Raw genomic sequence first — 20,307 nt, 5'->3', positions numbered from 1 at the left:
GGGGCGTTCGTTTCCACATAGGTCGACTGTATTGCAGCCGGGCATGCCCGGCCGACAGCTGACACGGGTGGCGGCGTCAGTGCGGGGGCGAGGCCTGTCAGTACAGCAGCATGGTCAGCCGGCGGCGGGCCGCGGTCACCCGCGGGTCGTCGGTACCGACGACCTCGAACAGGTCGAGCAGCCGGGTGCGCAGCAGGTCTTTCGTCGGCTGGTCGGCCCTCGCGAACAGGCCCAGGATGCGGTCGAACGCGTCTTCGACGTGTCCGCCCGAGACGTCGAGGTCGGCGACGAGCAGCTGCGCGTCGATATCGTCGGGCGCAGCTGCCGCACCGCTCCTGATGGCGTCGAGAGTCGTGCCGTCGAGCCGGTCGAGCAGCTTGACCTGAGCCAGGCCGGCAATCGCGAGCTGGTCACGGGGACCCTGGGCGATGGCCTTCTCGTACTCGGCGATCGCGAGCTTGTAGTCTCCGCGCGAGATGGCCTCGAACGCCTCGGCATGGTGCGGTGGCAGTGGCTCCTCGACCGGCTCGGCCGCACCGTCGGCATCGCCCTCGGCCCCTGCGACCCGGCCGTCTGCGGGGATCGCCGATCCGGTGACCCCGTTCTGCTCGGCGAGCTGCAGCACCTGGTCGAACACGTCGCGAACGGATGCCTCGGGCTGGGCGCCCTCGAACAGGGCCACCGGCCGCCCGGCGATGATCGCGGCCACCGTCGGAACGGTCTGGGCCTGGAAGGCAGCGGTCAGCTGCGGATTGCTCTCGGTGTCGACCCGCACCAGCACGAGCTGGCCGCCGTACTCGAGGATGAGCTTCTGGATGACGGGTGCCAGCACGCGGGAGGCGTCGGCGTACGACGCCCACAGCTCCACGATGACGGGCACGGCATTGGAGAGATCGAGCACCTGCGAGATCGTGGCGTCGGTCGCATCGAGCAGCAGGCTCGGCACGCTGACACCGGCACCGGGCGCACCGCCGGGTGTGCCGGGCATACCAGCCCCGACAGCAGCACCGGAACCGGCTGCGCCTGCCGCGCCCGGGGCGGGAGCGGCAGCACGGTTAACCAGGGACGAGAGGTCGACCGCCCCTCGGAGGCTGGCGGCGGAGGGGGGAACCTGGCTCACGGCAATTCCTTTGCAGACAGTAGGCCCTGGGCGAAACCGAGAAGTCTGACCTTCGAGGCGTCACCTGACGGCGGGATGTAGAAGAGCAGCTGGTAGTCGTAGATCGCTTCGGTGCCCTTGGGGGTGTCGAGTACTCCCGAAGCCACTGTCACTGCACCCTCGGTCTTGACCGTGGCGCCCGGAACGACAACCCTCGCGGTCTCGGACTCTCGGATGTTGAGGGCGACGATCGCGCCGGACTGGTTCGTCGCCAGCGCGATGCTCTCCCCGGTACCGGCGACCTTGGCATACTCGAGGACGGCGGTGTTCTGCAGCCCGGCCTTCTTCTCGGCCTTGTAGTCGGCACCGACGCTGGTGCGCAGGGTGTCGCCGGTCGCGTCGAACTGGTCGAAGAAGGTGCTGGCCTGGCCGACCGCGAGGATGTCGGCGTATCCGGCGGCGACATCGGCCGGTGTCTCCGAGAGCAGCTTCGTGTCGTTCGACAGTCGAGAGGTGCCGATGGTGGGCGGTGCGACGGGCGGGATGGTCGTGTCGGGCTCGAGCGCGATGGCGTAGTACACCTTGTAGACGCTTCGCGGTGTCTCCTGGACGAGCATCAGCGAGAGCGGGGCGATGGTCTTGTCATCGGGGTTCGAGACGATTGTGAAGACCGTGCGGGGCCAGGAATCCGTTGCCTGGGGCAGCGTGAGGGAGGCCGGCGCCGCGGGGATGGCCTGCGGTGCCGCGTAGGCCGGATAGGTCTTTCGGATCGTGTAGGTCTCGGTGCGGAGGTCGAGGGCCGGCCCCGTGAACCGCGTTGCCAGCGCGGTCGCGTCTGACGCAGCATCCGCCGCGTTCGTCGTTGCCGAGATCTTGGTGAGGATACCGTTCAGCTGCGCCTCGGTGACGGCGGGCGGCGGGCCGCTCACGCTCGTCGGCGCCGGGGTGGGCTCGGCGGTGGCGACGTCGGGAGTGGGCGTCGGAGTGGAGGTTGTTGCAGGCGTCGAGCCGGGAGTCGGCGTCACCTCGGCGTAGGCCTGCCCGCCGAAGGCCAGGCTCGTCAGAAGCGCGACAGGGGCGATAACCGCGACCGAACGCGAGATTGAGCGGCGACCACGACGGCCGACCCCGGACTCGATCGCGTTGTGGCGTGACGACGAGAAACGCTTTCCGCGGCCCCGGGGCAGCGCCGGCGGCTTGCGGCGGGGGCCCTGCGATTTGCGCAGGTGGTGCAGCCCGAGAATCAGCAGCACGAGCCCGGCGAGCAGGAAGAAGGCCCCGGCGAGCAGGAACGGGACGGCCAGGGGCGTGCTGTCGTCGAGCGGCCACGAGATCTGCACCGACGTGGGAGCGGGCGCCGTTCCGTCGTCGGCGACGATGAGCGAGTACCCCGCGGGCAGGTTGAACGTGCGGTTCATGGTGCCGTCGCTCGTGTACTGCTCGAGCCAGAGATCGGAGCCGTCGGGGTTGCTCGACCCGCTCGCCACATTCGCCTCGCCGTCGGGAGTGGCCGCCACGGTCGTCGAGGTGAGACTGTCGTCGCTGCCGCTGCCCGCGCTGTACCCGATGCTGTCGTAGGCCGACCCGTTCAGCCAGGCCTTCACATCGTCGGTGCGCCCGTAGGCCGCGAACACCTTCGAGCTGCCGCCGAGGGTCAGGGTCTGGTTGCCGCTCTCGGCCTGGAGCACGCTGCTGTCGATGTAGAGGTAGGGCGAGGTGCCGCTCGTCGCGGTGGAGACACTCAGCGAGGAGGGCGGAAGCAGCACCGTGCGTTCGGCGATACCGATGCCGATGAGCGCCGTCGCAACGACGAAGGCGAAGATGGCAAGAATGAATCGCACGTGTGAACTCCAGACAAGGACATTAAAAGATAGCTGATCCTCCTTGGGTATGCTCCCAGACTTCGGTGGAGGCGGCTAATCCACGATTCGGCCGCTCCCCTAGAATGACCCTGCGCACCGCATCCGCAGTGCGTGGCGAGGAGAAGCTGTGAAGATCCAGAACGCGTTCGTGTTCGGTCTGGTCGGCACCCTCGGGGTGGGCGTGGGGCTGGTCATCCTCTTCGCGGTCGGCAGCCTCGCCACCGTTCTGACCTACGTCGGCATCGCGATCTTCCTCGCCCTGGGCCTTGATCCCCTGGTCTCGTGGCTGCAGCGCAAGAAGTGGCCACGGGCCCTCGCCATCCTCTTCGTCGTCGTGCTCGTGGCCGGCGTGGTCACCGGCCTGGTGTTCGCCGTTCTGCCGATCATCGTCGACCAGCTGACGCAGCTGTTCAGCCAGGTCCCCCTCCTCTTCGACCAGCTCACCTCCTCGACGTGGGCCTCCGACCTCACCGATTCGCTCGGTGGCTACATCGATGTGCAGGCCGTGGTGGATGCCGTCACCAAGTACCTGCAAGACCCCGGCAACATCACCACGATCGCCGGCGGGGCATTGGCTGTGGGCGTCGGAATTGCGAACGGCGTCTTCGGAGTGGTGATCGTCATCATTCTCACCCTCTTCTTCACGGCCAACCTCGGCATGATGAAGCGCACCGTCTATCTCCTGGTGCCGGCGTCGAAGCGCGAGCGGTTCGCTGACCTGGGCGAGCAGATCACGGATGCGGTCGGTCGCTACGTGGTCGGGCAGGTGGCCCTGGCCGCGTGCAACGGCGTGCTGAGCTTCATCTTCCTCTCGATCATCCAGGCCCCCTACGCCGCCGTGCTGGCCTTCATCGCGGGCATCCTGTCGCTCATCCCCCTCGTCGGAACGATCACCGGGTCGGTGATCATCGTGGGCATCTGCATCATCCCGACGATCGGCTCGCCGCTCACCGCACTCGTTGCCGGGATCTACTACCTCATCTACATGCAGGTCGAGGCTTACCTCCTCAGCCCGAACATCATGCGGCGGGCCGTGTCGGTTCCGGGCTCCGTCGTCGTGATCGCCGCGCTGGCCGGCGGTTCGCTGCTCGGCGTGCTGGGGGCGCTCGTCGCCATTCCCATCGCCGCCTCGATCATGCTGATCGTGAAGCAGGTCGTCATCCCCGCGCAGAACGAGCGCTGACCCCCGCCAGACCTTCTACTCGCCGGTTTCGTAGGTTTCCGGCAGAGGGGCACGTGCCGGGTTCACGCGTTCGACGATCTCGTTCAGCACGCGCCGGGTCTGCGTCTCCCCCACCCAGAGGTGCTTCGCGCCGTCGACCGCCACGAGGTCGATGCCGGGAACCAGCGCGAACCTCTCCCGGGCCTCGGAAGGCTTCAGGAAGTCGTCGAACTCCGGCACAAGCGCGGCCAGGGGCACGCCGCTCGCCGCCCAGGCACGCAGGTCGTCGTCGGTCGCGCGGTGCAGCGGAGGCGAGAGCAGAATCGCACCGTCGATCTCGTGCTCGAGACCGTACTTCAGTGCCAGCTCGGTACCGAACGACCAGCCGACGAGCCACGGATGCGGCAGCTGACGCTCGCCGACGAACCGCATCGCCGCGGCGACGTCGAGCCGCTCATCCGCCCCGCCGTCGAAGCTGCCCTCGCTCGTTCCGCGCGGTGACGACGTGCCACGCGTGTTGAAGCGCAGCACGGCGAGGTCGGCCAGCGCGGGCAGACGCCACGCGGCCTTCCGGAGGATGTGCGAGTCCATGAAGCCGCCGGCGGTGGGCAGCGGATGAAGCGTGACCAGGGTCGCGACCGGCGGGCGCCCCACCGGCAGGGCCAGCTCCCCCACCAGCGTCAGCCCGTCGGCCGTCTCCAGCTCGATGTTCTCGCGCTCCGCGGGCAGTACGACCGTGGACCTGATCTCGATGATGCTCATGACGCTCCGATCCTCCAGCAGTGGGCGTGCCAGTGCCGCCTCGCCGCGAGGTCGCTGGCATCGCCGAGCACGCCGTCGGCCCGCCACGCGACGAGGTGGGCGGTTCCGGCGGTGATCGGCAGCGAGCATCCGGGGCACACGTAGTCTTTCGTCGCCTGGCCCGCCGACAGGGGCTGCACGTTCCAGTCGTGGCCGCGGCGGCGCTCGACGGTACGCGAACCGGTCATCATGCGTTCGATGTCGGCGCGGGAGTCTTCGTCGGCCGGGCCGACCCTGCGGCGCGGCCGATTGCTGCGCGGCACCTACTTGACCGCGATCATCACGTCGACCACGGCATCGAGCACGAGATCGACCTGGGCCTCACTGTACCCGCCGAGCTTCGGGGTGAAGACGACGGATCGCACGGTCGGAACATCCATCGCCGCCCCCTCGCGGAAGTAGGCCACGAGACGACTGCAGAAGGCGTCGACCTGGTGCCGGTCGTAACCGCCGGTGAGCCGGCCCGCGCGCCTGAACTTCTCACCCGGCGCCCGGTCGAGGCGGGCCAGGATCTCGCGGGCGCGGTTGCGGTTCAGCTCGTACCACGCCTCATCGCCGAGTTCGTGCTTCGCCAGCGCGCGCTCGCGCGCCGCGAACGCCTCCTCGAGGCGCTCGAGTGCCGCGTCGACGTGCAGCGTGGAGTAGCCACCCTTGACGAGGTCGAACGAGGTGCCCCGGATGCTTCGCGATGTGAAGTCCCCCGAAGCGGTTCGGGCGCCAGCGGCGGGCTCACCCCGGGCCTCGGCGCGGGTCTCGGCGCGGGCCTCGTAGGCGTTCCGCGCATCCGCGAGGAACTGCTCGACGTCGTCGACCCGGTAGCCGAGTTCGGAGCGACGCGTGACGGGGAATGTTTGGCTCACCCCGCCATTCTGCCAAACGGCGATGGGAGAACGTCACATAGGCGCCGCGGGGCTCGCCGCGGGGCTGGAACAAGCCGCGGGGCTAGGAGAACACGATGAAGAGCACGTAGGCCGCCGCAGCCGACGGCAGCATCGAGTCGAGGCGGTCGAGGAACCCGCCGTGGCCGGGCAACCACGTGCTCATGTCCTTGATGCCCATGTCCCGCTTCAGCAACGACTCGGCGAGATCGCCGAAGGTCGCCGTCAGCGTGAGTACGGCACCGAAGATCAGTCCGAACCACCACGGCTGGTGCAGCATGAAGATCGAAAGGAGAACGCCGGCGACGAGGGCGACCAGCAGGGCACCGGCGAAGCCCTCCCAGGTCTTCTTCGGGCTGATCCGGGGCGCCATCGGGTGCTTCCCGAAGTTCAGGCCGGCGGCATAGGCACCGGTGTCGACGCAGATGACGACGAGCATGAACGCCAGAACCCACCAGCGGCCATCGGGCTGGGCGACGAGCAGGATCGAGATGCTGGCGAGGAAGACGACATAGGTCTGCACGAGAACGGCCGCAGCGAGGTCGCGCAGCAACTGCTTCGCGTCTGCGCGATGGGCAGGGTTTGCGAGCATCCCGAGTCGCCAGACGAGCACGAGACCCGTTCCGGCGAGCAGAGTGAGCCACTGGCCGGATGCGCCCGCGTAGAACGAGGCGATCGACACTCCGGCGGCCGAGATCACCGAGGGAATGACGGGCACGTATCGCCCCGACCGTTTCAGCGCACCGACCAGCTCCAAGGTACCGATGCAGGCGATCAGCCCGACGAACACGAGGAACAGCTCGGTCACGAACAGCAGGCTCACGAACATCAGGCCGCCGAGCACCAGGCCGATGGCCACGGCGCTCAGCAGGTTACGGCCCGAGCGGGCGGTGATTCGTTCGTTCGCCTCTTCGAACTGCTCACGGCGGGCGCGAACGCGATCTTCGAGTTCGGCCCGCGAGATGCCCGCAGAGGCACGCCTCTGTTTCGACGGGCCTCGCGAACCCGAGTCGTCTGTCACGACCGCTCCCCTGGGACTCTGCCGACCCTCTAGATCTCCAGCAGTTCTGATTCCTTGCGCTTCAGTGCGTCGTCAATGGCGTCGACGGTGGCCCTGGTGCTCGCCTCGAGCTCCTTCTCGGCCCGGGCGACCTCGTCGTCGCCGACCTCGCTCTTCAGGGCGTCGAGGTCGTCTTTCGCCTTCCGCCGGATGTTTCGCACCGAGACTTTGCCGTCTTCGGCCTTGCCCTTCACGACCTTCACGAACTCCCGGCGTCGCTCCTCGGTGAGGTCGGGCAGCGTGACGCGGATGATCGTTCCATCGTTGGTCGGGTTTGCCCCGAGGTTCGGCATATCGCGGAGAGCCTGCTCGATGTCGCGCAGGGCACCCTTGTCGTAGGGCGTCACGAGAATCGTGCGGGCCTCGGGATTCTGCAGCGAGGCGAGCTGCTCGAGCGGCGTCGGCGAACCGTAGTAGTCGACCAGGAGCTTCTGGAAGAGGGCAGGGTTCGCTCGCCCGGTGCGCACGGTCGCGAAGTCGTCTTTGGTCGACTCCAGCGCTTTGCGCATCCGCTCGGCGGCATCGGTCAGTACATCGGCAATCACAGTAGCTCCTTCAAGATCTGGGCCCAGTTTAGTTCGAAGAGCGCGGGGCACCCGACCCCGGCACCGGCCCCGTCACTCATGCGAGGTGTGAACCAGGGTACCGATCCGCTCGCCGAGGATCGCCTTGGTCACATTGCCCATCGGCTCCATGCCGAACACCATCATGGGCATGTCGTTGTCCATGCAGAGGCTGAACGCGGTGGAGTCGACGACCTTGAGTTCGCGCTGCAGAGCATCGATGTAGGTGAGCCTGTCGATCTTCTTCGCGTCAGGGTTCGATCGAGGGTCGGAGTCGTACACGCCGTCGACCCCGTTCTTCGCGACGAGAACCACGTCGGCGCCGATCTCGAGGGCCCGCTGGGCGGCGACCGTGTCGGTGGAGAAGTAGGGCAGGCCGGCGCCTGCACCGAAGATCACGACACGCCCCTTCTCGAGGTGGCGCTCAGCGCGGCGCGGGATGTACGGCTCAGCGACCTGGGTCATCGAGATGGCCGACTGAACCCGGGTCGCGGCGCCGGCCTGCTCGAGGAAGTCCTGCAGGGCGAGGGCGTTCATCACGGTGCCGAGCATGCCCATGTAGTCGGCGCGGCCTCGATCCATGCCGCGCTGGGAGAGCTCCGCGCCGCGAAAGAAGTTGCCGCCGCCGACGACGATCGCGATCTCGACCTGCTTGGCGGCCTCGGCGATCTCGCGGGCGAGTTCGCCGACCACGTCGGGGTTCACGCCGAGCGAACCCCCGCCGAAGGCTTCACCCGAGAGCTTCAGCAGAACCCGTCGTCGTCCGGTTGCTTCTGACATGTGGTGGTGTCCCTTCGTTCGTTCGCTGTTCAGGCTACCGGTAAACAAAAAGCCCCGACGCCGGGAAGGGCGTCGGGGCTTTCGTTCGTCAGGCGTCGGTGCCGGTCAGGCGCCGACCTTGAAGCGGGCGAAGCCGGCGACGGTCAGACCGGAGTCTGAGAGCACCTTGGCGACGGACTGCTTGTTGTCTTTCGCGTAGTCCTGGTCGAGCAGGGCGACCTGCTTGAAGTAACCGGTCAGGCGGCCTTCGATGATCTTGGGCAGCGCCGCGGCGGGCTTGCCCTCGTTCTCGGCGATCTCGGTGACGATCTTGCGCTCGGCGTCGACAGCCTCGGCAGGAACCTCGTCGCGGGTCACGTACTCGGGGTTCGCGAAGGAGATGTGCTGCGCGATGCTGCGGGCGGTGTCTGCGTCAGAACCGGCGTAGCCGACGACGACACCGACCTGCGGGGGCAGGTCTTTGCTCGTGCGGTGCAGGTAGATGGCGAAGTGCTCGCCGCTGATCTTCGCGACGCGGCGCAGCTCGAGCTTCTCGCCGAGGATTGCGGCCTCGTCGGAGATGAGCTCGCCGACGGTCTGCGATCCGGCCGAGGCGACAAGCGCCTCGTCGACGGTCGAGGCGCCGGAAGCGGTGACCGCCTCGAGCACCTTCTCGCTCAGGTCGATGAAATTCTGGTTCTTCGCGACGAAGTCGGTCTCGCAGGCGAGCTCGATGAGCGTGGCGGTGTCGCCATTCTCCTTCGCGGCGACGAGGCCCTCACTGGTGGCGCGGCCCTCGCGCTTCGCGACGCCCTTCTGGCCCTTGAGACGCAGGATCTCGATCGCCTTGTCGATGTCACCATCGGCCTCTACGAGGGCGTTCTTGCTGTCCACCATTCCGGCGCCGAGACGGTCGCGCAGAATCTTGACATCGGCAACGTTGAAGTTTGCCATAGTGCTTCTCTTCTCCTAGCTGAATAGCTCTGCCCGGGCCTGTGGCGAAGACGCCGCAGTTCCCGGGCAGTGCATGGGTGTTCTGGATTACCGGAAAGGGCTAAACGGTCTGCTCGGGGTCTTCCGTGCGGGCCTCGGCGACCGGGTTCGCGATAGGGTCACCGATGTTCTTGCCGACGAGCTGCGCGTCAGCGTCGTTCTCCTCGGTGGGCTCCTCGACCTCGGTCGCGTCGGCGGCGGGTGCCTCAGCCGCGGGTGCCTGAGCGGCGGGTGCTTCAGCGGTGTCGTCTGCCGAAGCGGTGGCCGCAGCATCCGGAGTCGTCGTGGCGGCGTCATCGGTCGACGCACTGTCGGTCGATGCGCTGTCGGTCGATGCACTGTCGGTCGATGCGCCGAGCAGCTCGCGCTCCCACTCGGCCAGGGGCTCGACGGCCGACACGTTGCCGGTCTCCTCGGGCTTCTGGTGGCGCTGGATGAGGCCCTCGGCGGCAGCGTCGGCGATGATACGCGTCAGCAGGCCGACCGAACGGATGGCGTCGTCGTTGCCCGGGATCGGGTACTGCACTTCATCGGGGTCGCAGTTGGTGTCGAGGATGCCGATCACGGGGATGCCGAGCTTCTTCGCCTCGTCGATCGCGAGGTGCTCCTTCTTGGTGTCGACCACCCAGAGCGCCGACGGGGTCTTCGCGAGGTTGCGGATGCCACCGAGGCTCTTGTGCAGCTTGTCGAGCTCGCGCTTCTTGATGAGCAGCTCCTTCTTCGTGAAACCGCTCTTCGCGGTGTCTTCGAAGTCGAGCTCCTCCAGCTCCTTCATGCGCGCGAGGCGCTTGGAGACCGTCTGGAAGTTGGTGAGGAGGCCACCGAGCCAACGCTGGTTGACGTAGGGCTGGCCGACGCGGGTCGCCTGCTCGGCGATCGCTTCCTGGGCCTGCTTCTTGGTGCCGACGAAGAGGATGGTGCCGCCGTGGGCGACCGTCTCCTTGACGAAGTCGTAGGCCTTGTCGATGAAGCCCAGCGACTGCTGCAGGTCGATGATGTAGATGCCGCTGCGCTCGGTGAAGATGAAGCGCTTCATCTTCGGGTTCCAACGGCGGGTCTGGTGCCCGAAGTGCACGCCGCTGTCGAGCAGCTGGCGGATGGTTACGACGGCCATGAGCCGTTCTCCTGTTCTCTCAGCCGGCGCGCACGGATGCGCGGCTCAGCCGAATCGGTTCTTCAGCGACGATCGGATGATCGTCTCTCCTGGTGCCCGGCGCAGACCCGCCCGTTCCCCTAAGAGGAACAAGACCGAATGGGAGTGGTGGCCGAATGGGCACGCGTAGTCACCGCGACGAGCGCGGTGCTACGAAAAGAATAGCACCGATTGAGGGAGCCTCGACCTGTGCGCTAGGCCGACGCCTTGAGGGCCGCGGCCGCCTTGGCCGCCCGTCCCCCGCGATCGACCTTGAGATCGTCCATGCTCTCCAGCGAACGCCCCTTCGTCTCGGGCACCGCGAAGAAGACGAACACGAACGACACCAGAGCGAAGAACGCATACATGCCATAGGTGAAGGGCAGCGAGAAGGCCGACAGCGCCGGGAAGGTCTCGGTGATGGCGAAGTTCGTCAGCCACTGGGCCGCAGCGGCGATGCCGAGCGCCTTGCCGCGGATGCGGTTCGGGAAGATCTCGCCGAGCAGCACCCACACCAGTGGGCCCCAGGTCGCACCGAACGAGATCACGAAGAGGTTGGCGGCGACCAGGGCGATCGGCCCCCAGGCACCGGGCAGCGACGGGTTGCCGTCGACCTGTACGGACTGCGCGAAAGCGAGCGCCATGACGCCGAGACTCACGAACATCCCGATCGACCCGATGAGCAGCAGCGGCCGGCGGCCCGCCTTGTCGACAGTGAAGATCGCGACGAAGGTGACCAGAACGTTCACGACGGCGGTCACCACCGAGATGGTGAGGCTCGTGCCGGCGTTCCCCGTGTCGAAACCGACCGAACTCCACAGTGACGTCGAGTAGTAGAAGATCACGTTGATGCCCACGAGCTGCTGGAACATCGACAGCAGGATACCCACCCACACCACAGGCAGCAGGCCGAACAGCTTGCCGCGAAGACTGGCCGTGCGAGCGTTTTCCTTGTCCTCCTTGAGCGACTGCTCGATCTCGGAGAGGGCATCGTCGACCTGCGCCTTCGGCATCACGCTCGCCAGAACGTCACGCGCATCCTCGTGGCGCCCCTTGCCCGCGAGATACCGCGGTGATTCGGGCAGGCGCCAGGCCAGCACGCCGTACACGATGGCCGGGATGGCGCAGACCACGAACATCCACCGCCAGGCATCCGCGCCGAAGAAGAGCGGGCTGTTCGCATCGCCGGCAGCGTTCGCCAGAATGGCATCGGAGAGGAGGGCCGCGAAGATGCCGAGAGTGATGGCGAGCTGCTGGAGCGACCCGAGGCTGCCGCGCACCGCCTTGGGAGCGATCTCGGCGATGTAGGCCGGAGCGATGACGCTCGCGATGCCGATCCCGAGGCCGCCGAGCACCCGCCAGAGGATCAGGTCGGTGACCGAGAAGGCGAACGCCGAGCCGATGGAGCTGGCCAGAAAGAGGCCGGCGCCGATCAGCATGACCGGAATGCGGCCCAGCCGGTCGGCGATGCGCCCGGCGAAGTACGCGCCGACCGCGCAGCCCAGCAGGGCGGATGCCACGGCGAACCCGCTCAGGAACGGCAGGTTGTCGAGGCCGAAGTCGGTCTTGATCGCGTCGACCGCGCCGTTGATGACCGACGAATCGAACCCGAACAGGAACCCGCCGAGCGCTGCGGCGATCGACAGCGCGATCACCTTTCGATTGAGACGCTTCTGCAGAGTCTGCTCTGACTCCTGCTTCGACGAACTTCTGGCTGTTTCAACCATGGCGTGCCCCTTTGGAACGTGAACATCGCGGCCCTGTGTGGTCGTGACCCGTGGGTTCGTTTCTCGGCCGCCGTGGGCGAGCACTCCCTCACACCTACGATCTTGCCACCGTTTCCCACAGATGAAGCTATTGCGACGGGGACTTGCGCACGAACCGCAAGGCTGCCCTCATGTACAGACTCACACCATTCGCGCTGCTGCTCGTCGTGCTCATCGTGCCCGTTCTGGTCGTTCCCGGCCCCGGGTCGGGTGGCGTGGGGGCGGGCGGCGCTGGCGCGGGTGGCGGTGGTGCGGGTGCGGGTGCGGGTAGTGCTGGTGTGCGTGGTGTTGGTCTGGGTGGTGCTGGTCTAGGTGGTGCTGGTCTGGGTGGCGCTGGTGTGGGTGGCGCGGGTGTGGGTGGTGCTCCTGGGGGGCGCGTGCCCTCGATCGTCGCCGTGTGGCCGACGGAGGCTCCGCACGCCGTTCTCCGCCCCTTCGAGGCCCCCGCCACGAGATACTCCGCCGGGCACCGCGGAATCGACATCGCGGCCACCCCGGGCCAGCCGGTCTACGCGATCGCCGCCGGCACCGTCTCCTTCGCCGGCACCGTCGTCGACCGCCCGGTCGTGTCTGTCGTGCACGCAGACTCCCTCGTCTCCGCTGTCGAACCGGTCACCCCCAGTGTCGTCGCGGGCCAGACGGTGGCGGCGGGCGACCAGATCGGCGTCGTCGCCTCCTCCACCCACTGCGAACTGGGCTGTGTGCACCTCGGCCTCCGCCTTCGGGGGGACTACGTCTCTCCGCTGTTGCTCCTCGGTGGCATCCCCCGCGCCGTCCTGCTCCCCTCCACCCCGGCTGAAGCCTGGCGCGCACTGCCGCCGTCCGTGCTGCTCCCTCTCCACCCCGGCTGAAGCTTCGCGTGCACTGCCGCCGTCTGTGCTGCTCCCCCTCCACCCCTCTGAAGTCCCGCGCGCTCAGCCGCCGCCCGTGCTGCTCCCCCTTCACCACTCTGAAGCGGGGCGCTCTGACGCGGGTCGGGCTGGGCCGGGCCCGGCGCAAAAGCCGTCAGGCGCGCGGGTGGGCCCCGAGGTAGGTCGCGCGCAGGCGCTCCGTCGTCACGTGGGTGTAGATCTGCGTCGTGCCGAGGCTCGAGTGCCCGAGCATCTCCTGCACCGCCCGCAGGTCGGCTCCTCCGTCGAGCAGGTGCGTCGCTGCTGTGTGCCGAAACGCGTGCGGACCCGCCGGCCCCGACCCCGGTACCCCCGCGAGCACCTCAGACACGATCGAATAGACCGATCGCGTGCCGAGCCGAGCACCGCGCGAGTTGAGGAAGAGGGCCGCCGACACGCGCACCTGCGAGGCCTCCCTCGGCGCTGTGTGCACGAGAAGCTCCCGCCGGCCCAGGTCCCGGTACTCGATGATCGCCGCGAGCGCCGGCGCGCCGAACGGCACCACCCTCTCCTTCGAACCCTTCCCCATCACCAGCACCGTTCTGCGTTCGACGTCGAGATCGTCGAGATCGATGCCGACGATCTCCGACACCCGGAGCGCCGACGCGTAGAGCAGTTCCACGATCGCACGGTCGCGCTGCGCGATAGGGTCTCCATCCTGCGCCCGTTGCTCCAGCACATCGAAGATCGACTGCATGGATGCCCGGCTCAACACCCGGGGAAGGGACCGTTCAGGGCGCGGAGCCCGCAACCGCACCCCCGCGTCACCCGACTGCCGCTGGGTTCGGGAAAGCCAGGCCGAGAAGCTCTTCGCCGTCGCGGAACGCCGCGCGAGCGTAGCTTTCGACAACCCCTGGTTGGACGCCGCCCACAGCCAGTCCCGCAGAAACCCCAGCGTCAGTGAGTGCCCACCTCCCCCGTAACCCTCGCCCGCGCCGTCCGTTTCGCCCGCGGCCTCCGTTCCACCCGCGCCATTCGCTCCGCCCGCCGCGGCCGCAAACGCACACAGGTTCGCGAGGTCGGCGCGGTAGGCGCGCACCGTGTTGGGCGAGTAGCCCCGCTCGAGCTCGAGGTGCGACAGGAAGTCGCGCGCATCCTGTTCGAGGCTCATGGTGTCAAGGATGCCTCAGCCGCACCGCAGCTCACGACGTCGTCGGGGCGTGGCGGGAGAAGGCCTCGCGGCGGCCCTCGGGGCTCAGCGCCTCGATGCGCTTCACCTGGTCTACGGGAAAGTCGTTCACGAACGCGTGATCCCCGATCGGAACCACCGAGTGCACCACCTGCTCCGGATACAGATGCACCAGGTTGAACGACTGCCCGCCGCCGACTCCCGCCAGTCGGTGGGGCCCCGCGGTGAGATCCATCACGTAGCAGGTCGCGGCCGCCACCGAGATCGGCACGCCCGCGAAGAGTGAGGTGGTCGAGTAGTGCAGGTGCCCTCCGAGGATGCCACGAACGTCCGTTCCCCTGATCACCGCCGCAAGCAGCTCCTGCTCCTGCAGCTCGAGGATCGGCATGAGCGGCAGGCTCGTCGGGATCGGCGGATGATGCAGCGCCACCACCGTGCCATGCGCTGCCGGGGTCGACAACTCTGCCGCCAGCCACTCGAGCTGTTTCGCCGTCAGTTCGCCGTGATGGAATCCGGGGACCGAGGTGTCGAGCGCGATCATTCGCAGACCATTCAGATCGAACACCCGGTCGACGGGCTCGTCGCCCTCACCTTCGGCGTCGCCCTCACCGTCGGCCTTGCCCTCACCGAGCAACTCGACCCGCATGCGGCGCCTCGAGTCGTGGTTGCCCATCACCCAGACCAGCTGCGCACCCATCCGCGCCGCGGCCGGCTCGACGATCGCCCTGATGCGCTCGTAGGCGTCCCGCTGGCCGAGGTCGGTGATGTCGCCCGTGAACACCAGCGCATCGAGCGCGATTTCGGAGCGTTCGAGCTGCGCAAGCGCCCGAGCAAGCGTCGAGTCGGTGTCGACCACTCCGTAGAGCCTGGCCGAGTCGGCGAGGAAGTGGGTGTCGCTCAGGTGGGCGATGACGTGGGTGGGAGCGCTCGAGTCGACCATGTCTCCATCCTGCCAAACACATCCGACCCTGAGGCGCTCACCCCGAACCTCCTGAGCACCAGCCGCCCTCGCGCTCATGAACTGCACCATCCACCCCGAGCGTGCCGAGGGCCGCCTGCGTCACGGCGACGCTGAGCCCCGACCGTCTCGCGATGTCGACCGCCCTTCGGGGCGTGCGACGACTGACGGCATCGAGTACGCGCACCTGTTCCGCCGAACGGTGCGTGTCCCTCGGAGGCCCTCCTGCCGCCGACGAAGCACGGGCGCCGACCAGCAGCGGCTCACCGGGAGGCTTCGCCGGGTCGAGAGCGAGCCTCGGCCGCTGGTGAACGCTCGGCCCGATCATCTCGATGACCTCATCGGCCGTGGTGACGCAGGTCGCATCGAATTCCCGCAGTAGGCGATGACACCCGGCCGACGACAGGGAGGTCACCGGCCCCGGCACCGCTCCGAGCGGTCGGCCGAGCGCCGCAGCGTGCGCGGCCGTGTTCAGCGAACCGCTGCGCACCCCGGCCTCCACGACCACCGTGGCCCGGGCTGCAGCCGCGATGAGTCGATTGCGCTGCAGGAACCGCCATTTGGTCGGCGCTGAACCGCAGGGCAGCTCGGAGAGCACGACCCCGACCTCTGCGATGCGGGAGAGCAGGGCGTCATGGCCGCTCGGATAGAAGCGGTCCACCCCACCGGCGAGAAAGGCGAATGTCTGCCCCGAACTCGCGAGCGCCGAGCGGTGGGCCATGCCGTCGACGCCGTACGCGGCACCGGAGACGACTCCGTACCCCCGGTCGGCGAGCCCCGCCGCGATCTCCATGGCCATGTGTTCGCCGTACCCCGTGGCCGCCCGGGCGCCCACCACGGCGATCGAGTTCGACAGACCGCCTGCGGCATCGGGCCGGCCGCGCATCCACAGAGCCAGGGGCTCGTGCGGACCGAGGTCGCCGAGAGCCTCCGGCCACTCCGGATCTCCCGGCACGACGAGGCGAGCGCCGCAGCGAGCTGCCAGTCTCAAGGTGGTGAGTGCCGAGGAGGAGATCAGCCGTGGCCGCCACCGCTCGAGTGCCCCGTCGAGATCTCCCACCGGAATGCCCTCCGCCCCGGCCTCGGCCAGCGCCACAGAGAGCTGGGTAGAGGTTCGATGTTCAACGAGTGCGCTGAGCGCCGCGCCGGCGCCCAGCGCACGCACCAGCAGCCCGGCGAGCGAGTCACCCGGCTCAGCGATGCCGCTCCAGGTCGCGCGCGCGAAACGCTCCGCGACCCGCACCGTGAGCTCGTCATCGGCTGGCGGGCCGTCCCGTTCGTCGCCCGCCACTCCGTCACCCCGCGCCCCGCCACCGGCCAGGTCGGGGCTCACCGAGACGACGGCCTCGACGACCACAGTTTCATCAAGCGAGAAGATGCTCATGTCGACAGGGACTTTCTGAGGTAGAGGGCACGGCCGATCTGGTCGGCGGTGGGGCGGTCGACGCCGTCGAGATCGGAGAGGGTCCAGGCGACCCGGAGGATGCGGTCGTAACCGCGCATGGTGATGAGGCCCCGTTCGAGAGCCCGATCGAGGGCGTCGGTCGCACCTCTCGGCAGCCGCTCGGGACCGGTTCGCAACCACGTTCCTAGAACCTCGCTGTTGAGCCGCCACGGAGTCGCCGCGAGCCGGCGCGCCATGCGCCCACGCGCCTCCACAACGTGTTCGCGGGCGGCCGTCGTTGTCAATCGGGTCTCGCCAGCGCCCATCCGGAGCTGGGCTGCGGTCACCCGCCTGACCTGCACCTGGATGTCGATGCGGTCCAGGAGCGGACCCGACAGTCGGGCCAGGTAACGGCGACGGGTGTTCGGCGTGCAGAGGCAGTTCAGTTCGGCCGTGCCGTACTGCCCGCACGGGCACGGATTGGCCGCGAGTACGAGTTGGAAGCGCCCCGGGAAACGAGCAATGGCATTCGCGCGGTGGATGCTGATGACGCCGGACTCCAGCGGCTGCCGGAGGGCGTCGAGCGCACTCGTGGCGAATTCGGGGGCCTCGTCGAGAAAGAGCACCCCGTGCGACGCCCGGGCGGCTGCACCGGGACGGATCTGCTTCGAACCCCCACCGACGAGCGCGGCCGCAGAGGCCGTGTGGTGCGGACTCTCGAAGGGCGGCCGCACAGCGAGCGAGCGCGGCACAGACGCACCCGACAACGAGCGCACCGAACTCACCTCGAGTGCCGCCGACGTCTCGAGATCGGGCAGCAGCCCCGGCAGACGCATCGCGAGCATGGTCTTGCCCGCACCCGGAGGCCCGAGCATGAAGATGTGGTGACCACCCGCCGCCGCCGCGACCAGCGCGAGCACCGCGTCGTCGTTGCCGATCACGTCGGCGAGTTCGTGGTGCGGCTCGCTCGAATCGCGGGCCTCCGTACCCTCGATGACATCGAGCGGAATCGGTTCGAAGCTCGCTCCGTGGTGGATCGCGGCATCCCGAACCGAAATGACCGGCACAATGCGAACGCCGGGCACGAGTTCGGCCTCGTGCCGGTTGCCCGCCGGCACGACGAAGGTGCGGAAGCCCTCGGCAGCGGCAGCAGCAATGGCGGGCAGCACCCCGTTCATCGGCCGCAGCCGACCGTCGAGGCTCAGCTCACCGAGGTGCACGACGTTCTCGATCGACTCTGCAGAGATCGTTCCGGCGGCCGCGAGAATGGCCATCGCGATGCTGAGGTCGAAGGTCGAGCCGTGTTTCGGCAGCGCCGCCGGGGACAGATTCACCGTGATCTTGCTGGTGGGCAGCGGGCACCCCGAGTTCGCGGCGGCCGCTCGAACGCGATCCCGGGCATCAGACAGTGCCGTGTCGGGCAGACCGATGATCATCAGCGTCGGGAGCCCGTTGCCGATGTCTGCCTCGACCTCGACCATCGACCCGGTCATCCCGAGCAGGGCGACGGAGTGTGTGCGCGACACCATCAGAAGATGCCCGTGAGATGCTCGATCAGCACGGGCTGACGAGGGGCCGCGACCACACCGATGGCGTCGATGCGAATGCGTCGCCTCTTCGACTCGGCCTTATCGCACCAGGCACTCGCGAGGCGTCTCAACCGGGCGAGCTTGGCGATGGTGATCGCCTCGAACGGATGCCCATACCTCAGACCCGAGCGCGTCTTCACCTCGACGAACACCGTGACACCCTCGTGCTCGGCGATCACGTCGATCTCGCCCTGGCGACAGCGCCAGTTGCGCTCCAGGATCGTGTACCCGTGTTCGACCAGGTAGTCGGCGGCGAGTGTTTCGCCGCGTCTGCCCAACTCGTCTTTCGCTCTCATTTCGACCTCCGCCACCAGCGTGGCCGAGCCGGAACGAAGCGGAAGGAGCGATGTCTACATCTGTGGAGAACGCCTACGCAGGAGCGATTGTGAGGGAGTGCTACTCGTCGAGCGCGAGTTCCTTCGGCAGCTCGAAGTCCTTCGACGACAGCTCTTCGATGTTCACGTCTTTGAAGGTGAGCACGCGCACCGACTTCACGAAACGGTCGGAACGATACACGTCCCACACCCAGACGTCGCTCATCGTCAGTTCGAAGTAGAAGTCATGCTCGGTGTCGCGCCTGACGAGGTCGACATCGTTTGCCAGGTAGAACCGGCGTTCCGTCTCGATCACGTACTTGAACTGCGACACGACGTCACGGTATTCGCGGTAGAGGGCCAGCTCGACCTCACGGTCGTAATCCTCGAACTCATCTTCTTCCATGGTGAGCCAAGTCTACCCGCCCGACCCCTCGAGCATCCGCTCGCCCTTCAGCCAGGTACGCCGGTGGTGGTCGGTCGCGCCGAGAAGGTCGAGCCCCTCGAAATGCGCGGCGCTCGCGTACCCCTTGTTGCGGGCCCAGCTGTACCCGGGCGCGACAGTGTCGAGCTCGATCATGATGCGGTCGCGGTGTACCTTGGCGACGACGGATGCCGCGGCCACAGACGCGCAGTCACGATCGGCTTTGATCCGCATCACCACCCGGGCATCGTGGGCCACGTGTGTGGCCAGCCAGTTGTGCGACCCGTCGAGCAGGATCACGGAGCCGCCGGTCTGCACACCCAGGGCAGCGAGCTGAGCGAGCGCGCGGGCGCCGGCGAGCCCGAGGCAGGCGATGATGCCCAGCCGGTCGACCTCGTCGGCACTCGCCAGCCCGACTGCGGAGGCACTGGCCCAGGCCGAGGCGAGGGGTGCGAGCTGTTCCCGCTTGGCTTCCGAGAGCATCTTCGAGTCGCGGAGCCCCGCCGGGAACGTACCGCGCCGATGGGGATCGATCACGCACATACCTACAGCGACCGGGCCGGCCAGGGCTCCGCGGCCGACCTCGTCGACGCCGATGACGAGGCGCGCGCCATCCCGACCGAGCCTCCGCTCATGGCGAAGAGAGGGGTCGCACACACCGGAGTGACGTTGCTTCGCGGCACGAACCGCGACGACACCCGAGTCCCCGGTCATCCGGAGCCCCCCGATGAGGCCGCCGCGTCTTTCGCCCCCCGGAACACCGATGAGAAGTTGTCGAGAAAGGTCCACCGGCCGACGGGGAAGGTGATCCAGAGCGCACGACCCACAACGTCGCTCTCCGGCACGAAACCGCCCCCGGGATTGGTCTGGTTGTAGCGCGAATCGGCTGAGTTGTAGCGGTTGTCGCCCATCACCCACAGCGAGTCCTCGGGCACCGTCACATCGAAGGCCAGGTCGGAGACCTTCGACACCCCGCTGGGCAGTTTCAGGTAGGGCTCGTTGAGCGGCACTCCGTTGACCATCATCTGTCCGACCGCATTGCAGCACTCGACGTGGTCGCCCGGCAGGCCGATCACCCGCTTGATCAGGTGGTCGTTGCTGTCGGTCGCCGCGAGCCCGACCGCGTCGAGCACCCAGTTGACGGCGCCGACGAGCGGAGAGACGGGAGCATCGGTGTGGGCCGGCAGCCACCCGCCCGGATCTTTGAACACGACGACGTCGCCGCGCTGGATCGGGATGAGGCGTGGCTCGAGCTCATTGACCAGGATGCGGTCGCCCACCTGCAGCGTGTTCTCCATCGACCCCGAAGGAATGTAGAACGACCTGACGAGGAAGGTCTTGATGAGCACGGAGGCGAGAAGGGCGATCAGGAAGATGACGATGATGTCCCGGATGAAGAGTGCCGCACTCTTCTGGCGTCGCCCCCGACGCCTGCCACCACGATCCGATCGTGGCCGCAGCGATGTTTCTGTCATTTAACCACCTGAGCTCCCGACCCATTTTATGGGTCAGGAGCTCAGGGGAATGTTCGTGTCGCAGAGCGA

The 20,307-nt window shown here is 67.8% G+C and carries 21 protein-coding genes; 2 read left to right on the top strand and 19 right to left on the bottom strand.

Annotated elements, in window-relative coordinates; all coding sequences use genetic code 11:
• Positions 1-97: 97 nt before the first annotated feature.
• Together B7R24_RS04990 and B7R24_RS04985 are read right to left on the bottom strand one after the other, a co-directional pair.
• Positions 98-1,120: a tetratricopeptide repeat protein gene (locus tag B7R24_RS04990; RefSeq protein WP_116417880.1), complete on the bottom strand. Its 1,023-nt coding sequence runs from the start codon at positions 1,118-1,120 to the stop codon at positions 98-100.
• A complete protein-coding gene (locus B7R24_RS04985) occupies positions 1,117-2,940 on the bottom strand; it encodes a hypothetical protein (protein ID WP_116417879.1) in 1,824 nt (607 codons plus the stop codon). Before B7R24_RS04985 ends, B7R24_RS04990 begins: the two co-directional genes overlap by 4 nt.
• Before the next feature lie 148 nt (positions 2,941-3,088).
• Between B7R24_RS04985 and B7R24_RS04980 the strand changes: the two genes are divergently transcribed.
• A complete protein-coding gene (locus B7R24_RS04980) occupies positions 3,089-4,144 on the top strand; it encodes an AI-2E family transporter (protein WP_116417878.1) in 1,056 nt (351 codons plus the stop codon).
• A gap of 15 nt (positions 4,145-4,159) precedes the next feature.
• Here B7R24_RS04980 and B7R24_RS04975 read toward each other — a convergent pair whose 3' ends face one another.
• The 9 genes from B7R24_RS04975 to B7R24_RS04935 form a co-directional block, all read right to left on the bottom strand.
• Entirely contained in the window at positions 4,160-4,885 is a 726-nt protein-coding gene (locus B7R24_RS04975; protein WP_172582710.1) for an alpha/beta hydrolase, read from the bottom strand.
• Positions 4,882-5,187 carry a hypothetical protein gene (locus B7R24_RS04970; protein WP_116417877.1) on the bottom strand — a complete coding sequence of 102 codons (306 nt, stop codon included), beginning with the start codon at positions 5,185-5,187 and terminating at the stop codon, positions 4,882-4,884. Before B7R24_RS04970 ends, B7R24_RS04975 begins: the two co-directional genes overlap by 4 nt.
• On the bottom strand, positions 5,188-5,784 hold the full coding sequence (locus tag B7R24_RS04965) for a DivIVA domain-containing protein (RefSeq protein ID WP_116417876.1): 597 nt from the start codon (positions 5,782-5,784) through the stop codon (positions 5,188-5,190). It abuts the gene before it with no gap.
• Positions 5,785-5,866: 82 nt separating this feature from the next.
• A complete protein-coding gene (locus B7R24_RS04960; RefSeq protein WP_253259274.1) occupies positions 5,867-6,823 on the bottom strand; it encodes a phosphatidate cytidylyltransferase in 957 nt (318 codons plus the stop codon).
• 29 nt (positions 6,824-6,852) lie between these two features.
• Positions 6,853-7,407 (bottom strand): ribosome recycling factor, encoded by a 555-nt coding sequence (gene frr / locus B7R24_RS04955; protein ID WP_116417874.1) that lies wholly within the window; start codon positions 7,405-7,407, stop codon positions 6,853-6,855.
• A 72-nt stretch (positions 7,408-7,479) separates the two neighbouring features.
• Entirely contained in the window at positions 7,480-8,205 is a 726-nt protein-coding gene (gene pyrH / locus B7R24_RS04950; protein ID WP_116417873.1) for a UMP kinase, read from the bottom strand.
• 105 nt (positions 8,206-8,310) lie between these two features.
• A complete protein-coding gene (gene tsf, locus B7R24_RS04945) occupies positions 8,311-9,138 on the bottom strand; it encodes a translation elongation factor Ts (RefSeq protein WP_116417872.1) in 828 nt (275 codons plus the stop codon).
• A 100-nt stretch (positions 9,139-9,238) separates the two neighbouring features.
• Positions 9,239-10,291 (bottom strand): 30S ribosomal protein S2, encoded by a 1,053-nt coding sequence (gene rpsB / locus B7R24_RS04940; RefSeq protein ID WP_116417871.1) that lies wholly within the window; start codon positions 10,289-10,291, stop codon positions 9,239-9,241.
• Between the two features lie 233 nt (positions 10,292-10,524).
• The gene (locus B7R24_RS04935) at positions 10,525-12,036 is read right to left on the bottom strand and encodes a sugar porter family MFS transporter (protein ID WP_116417984.1); all 1,512 of its coding nucleotides are present in this window, start codon (positions 12,034-12,036) and stop codon (positions 10,525-10,527) included.
• 170 nt (positions 12,037-12,206) lie between these two features.
• Here B7R24_RS04935 and B7R24_RS04930 point away from each other — a divergent pair, with 170 nt between their 5' ends.
• A complete protein-coding gene (locus B7R24_RS04930; RefSeq protein ID WP_116417983.1) occupies positions 12,207-12,926 on the top strand; it encodes a M23 family metallopeptidase in 720 nt (239 codons plus the stop codon).
• Between the two features lie 154 nt (positions 12,927-13,080).
• On the opposite strand, the gene B7R24_RS04925 is transcribed toward B7R24_RS04930, so the two are convergent.
• The 8 genes from B7R24_RS04925 to lepB form a co-directional block, all read right to left on the bottom strand.
• Positions 13,081-14,076, bottom strand: coding sequence for a tyrosine-type recombinase/integrase (locus B7R24_RS04925; protein WP_116417870.1), 996 nt, complete (start codon positions 14,074-14,076; stop codon positions 13,081-13,083).
• 31 nt (positions 14,077-14,107) lie between these two features.
• Positions 14,108-15,034 carry a phosphodiesterase gene (locus B7R24_RS04920; protein WP_116417869.1) on the bottom strand — a complete coding sequence of 309 codons (927 nt, stop codon included), beginning with the start codon at positions 15,032-15,034 and terminating at the stop codon, positions 14,108-14,110.
• Between the two features lie 37 nt (positions 15,035-15,071).
• Positions 15,072-16,436 (bottom strand): DNA-processing protein DprA, encoded by a 1,365-nt coding sequence (dprA, locus tag B7R24_RS04915; protein WP_116417868.1) that lies wholly within the window; start codon positions 16,434-16,436, stop codon positions 15,072-15,074.
• Positions 16,433-17,968, bottom strand: coding sequence for a YifB family Mg chelatase-like AAA ATPase (locus B7R24_RS04910; RefSeq protein WP_116417867.1), 1,536 nt, complete (start codon positions 17,966-17,968; stop codon positions 16,433-16,435). The genes dprA and B7R24_RS04910 overlap by 4 nt, the downstream gene beginning before the upstream one ends.
• Positions 17,965-18,321 (bottom strand): YraN family protein, encoded by a 357-nt coding sequence (locus tag B7R24_RS04905; protein WP_116417866.1) that lies wholly within the window; start codon positions 18,319-18,321, stop codon positions 17,965-17,967. Before B7R24_RS04905 ends, B7R24_RS04910 begins: the two co-directional genes overlap by 4 nt.
• A gap of 100 nt (positions 18,322-18,421) precedes the next feature.
• On the bottom strand, positions 18,422-18,745 hold the full coding sequence (locus tag B7R24_RS04900; protein WP_104244363.1) for a DUF2469 domain-containing protein: 324 nt from the start codon (positions 18,743-18,745) through the stop codon (positions 18,422-18,424).
• 12 nt (positions 18,746-18,757) lie between these two features.
• The gene (locus B7R24_RS04895; protein WP_116417865.1) at positions 18,758-19,477 is read right to left on the bottom strand and encodes a ribonuclease HII; all 720 of its coding nucleotides are present in this window, start codon (positions 19,475-19,477) and stop codon (positions 18,758-18,760) included.
• Positions 19,474-20,238, bottom strand: coding sequence for a signal peptidase I (lepB, locus tag B7R24_RS04890; RefSeq protein WP_116417864.1), 765 nt, complete (start codon positions 20,236-20,238; stop codon positions 19,474-19,476). The genes B7R24_RS04895 and lepB overlap by 4 nt, the downstream gene beginning before the upstream one ends.
• Positions 20,239-20,307: the final 69 nt, after the last annotated feature.

Source organism: Subtercola boreus (assembly GCF_003399645.1).
GTDB lineage: Bacteria > Actinomycetota > Actinomycetes > Actinomycetales > Microbacteriaceae > Subtercola > Subtercola boreus_A.
The sequence above is the reverse complement of the archived record's forward strand: the minus strand, read 5'-3'. Positions and strand labels throughout refer to the sequence as shown.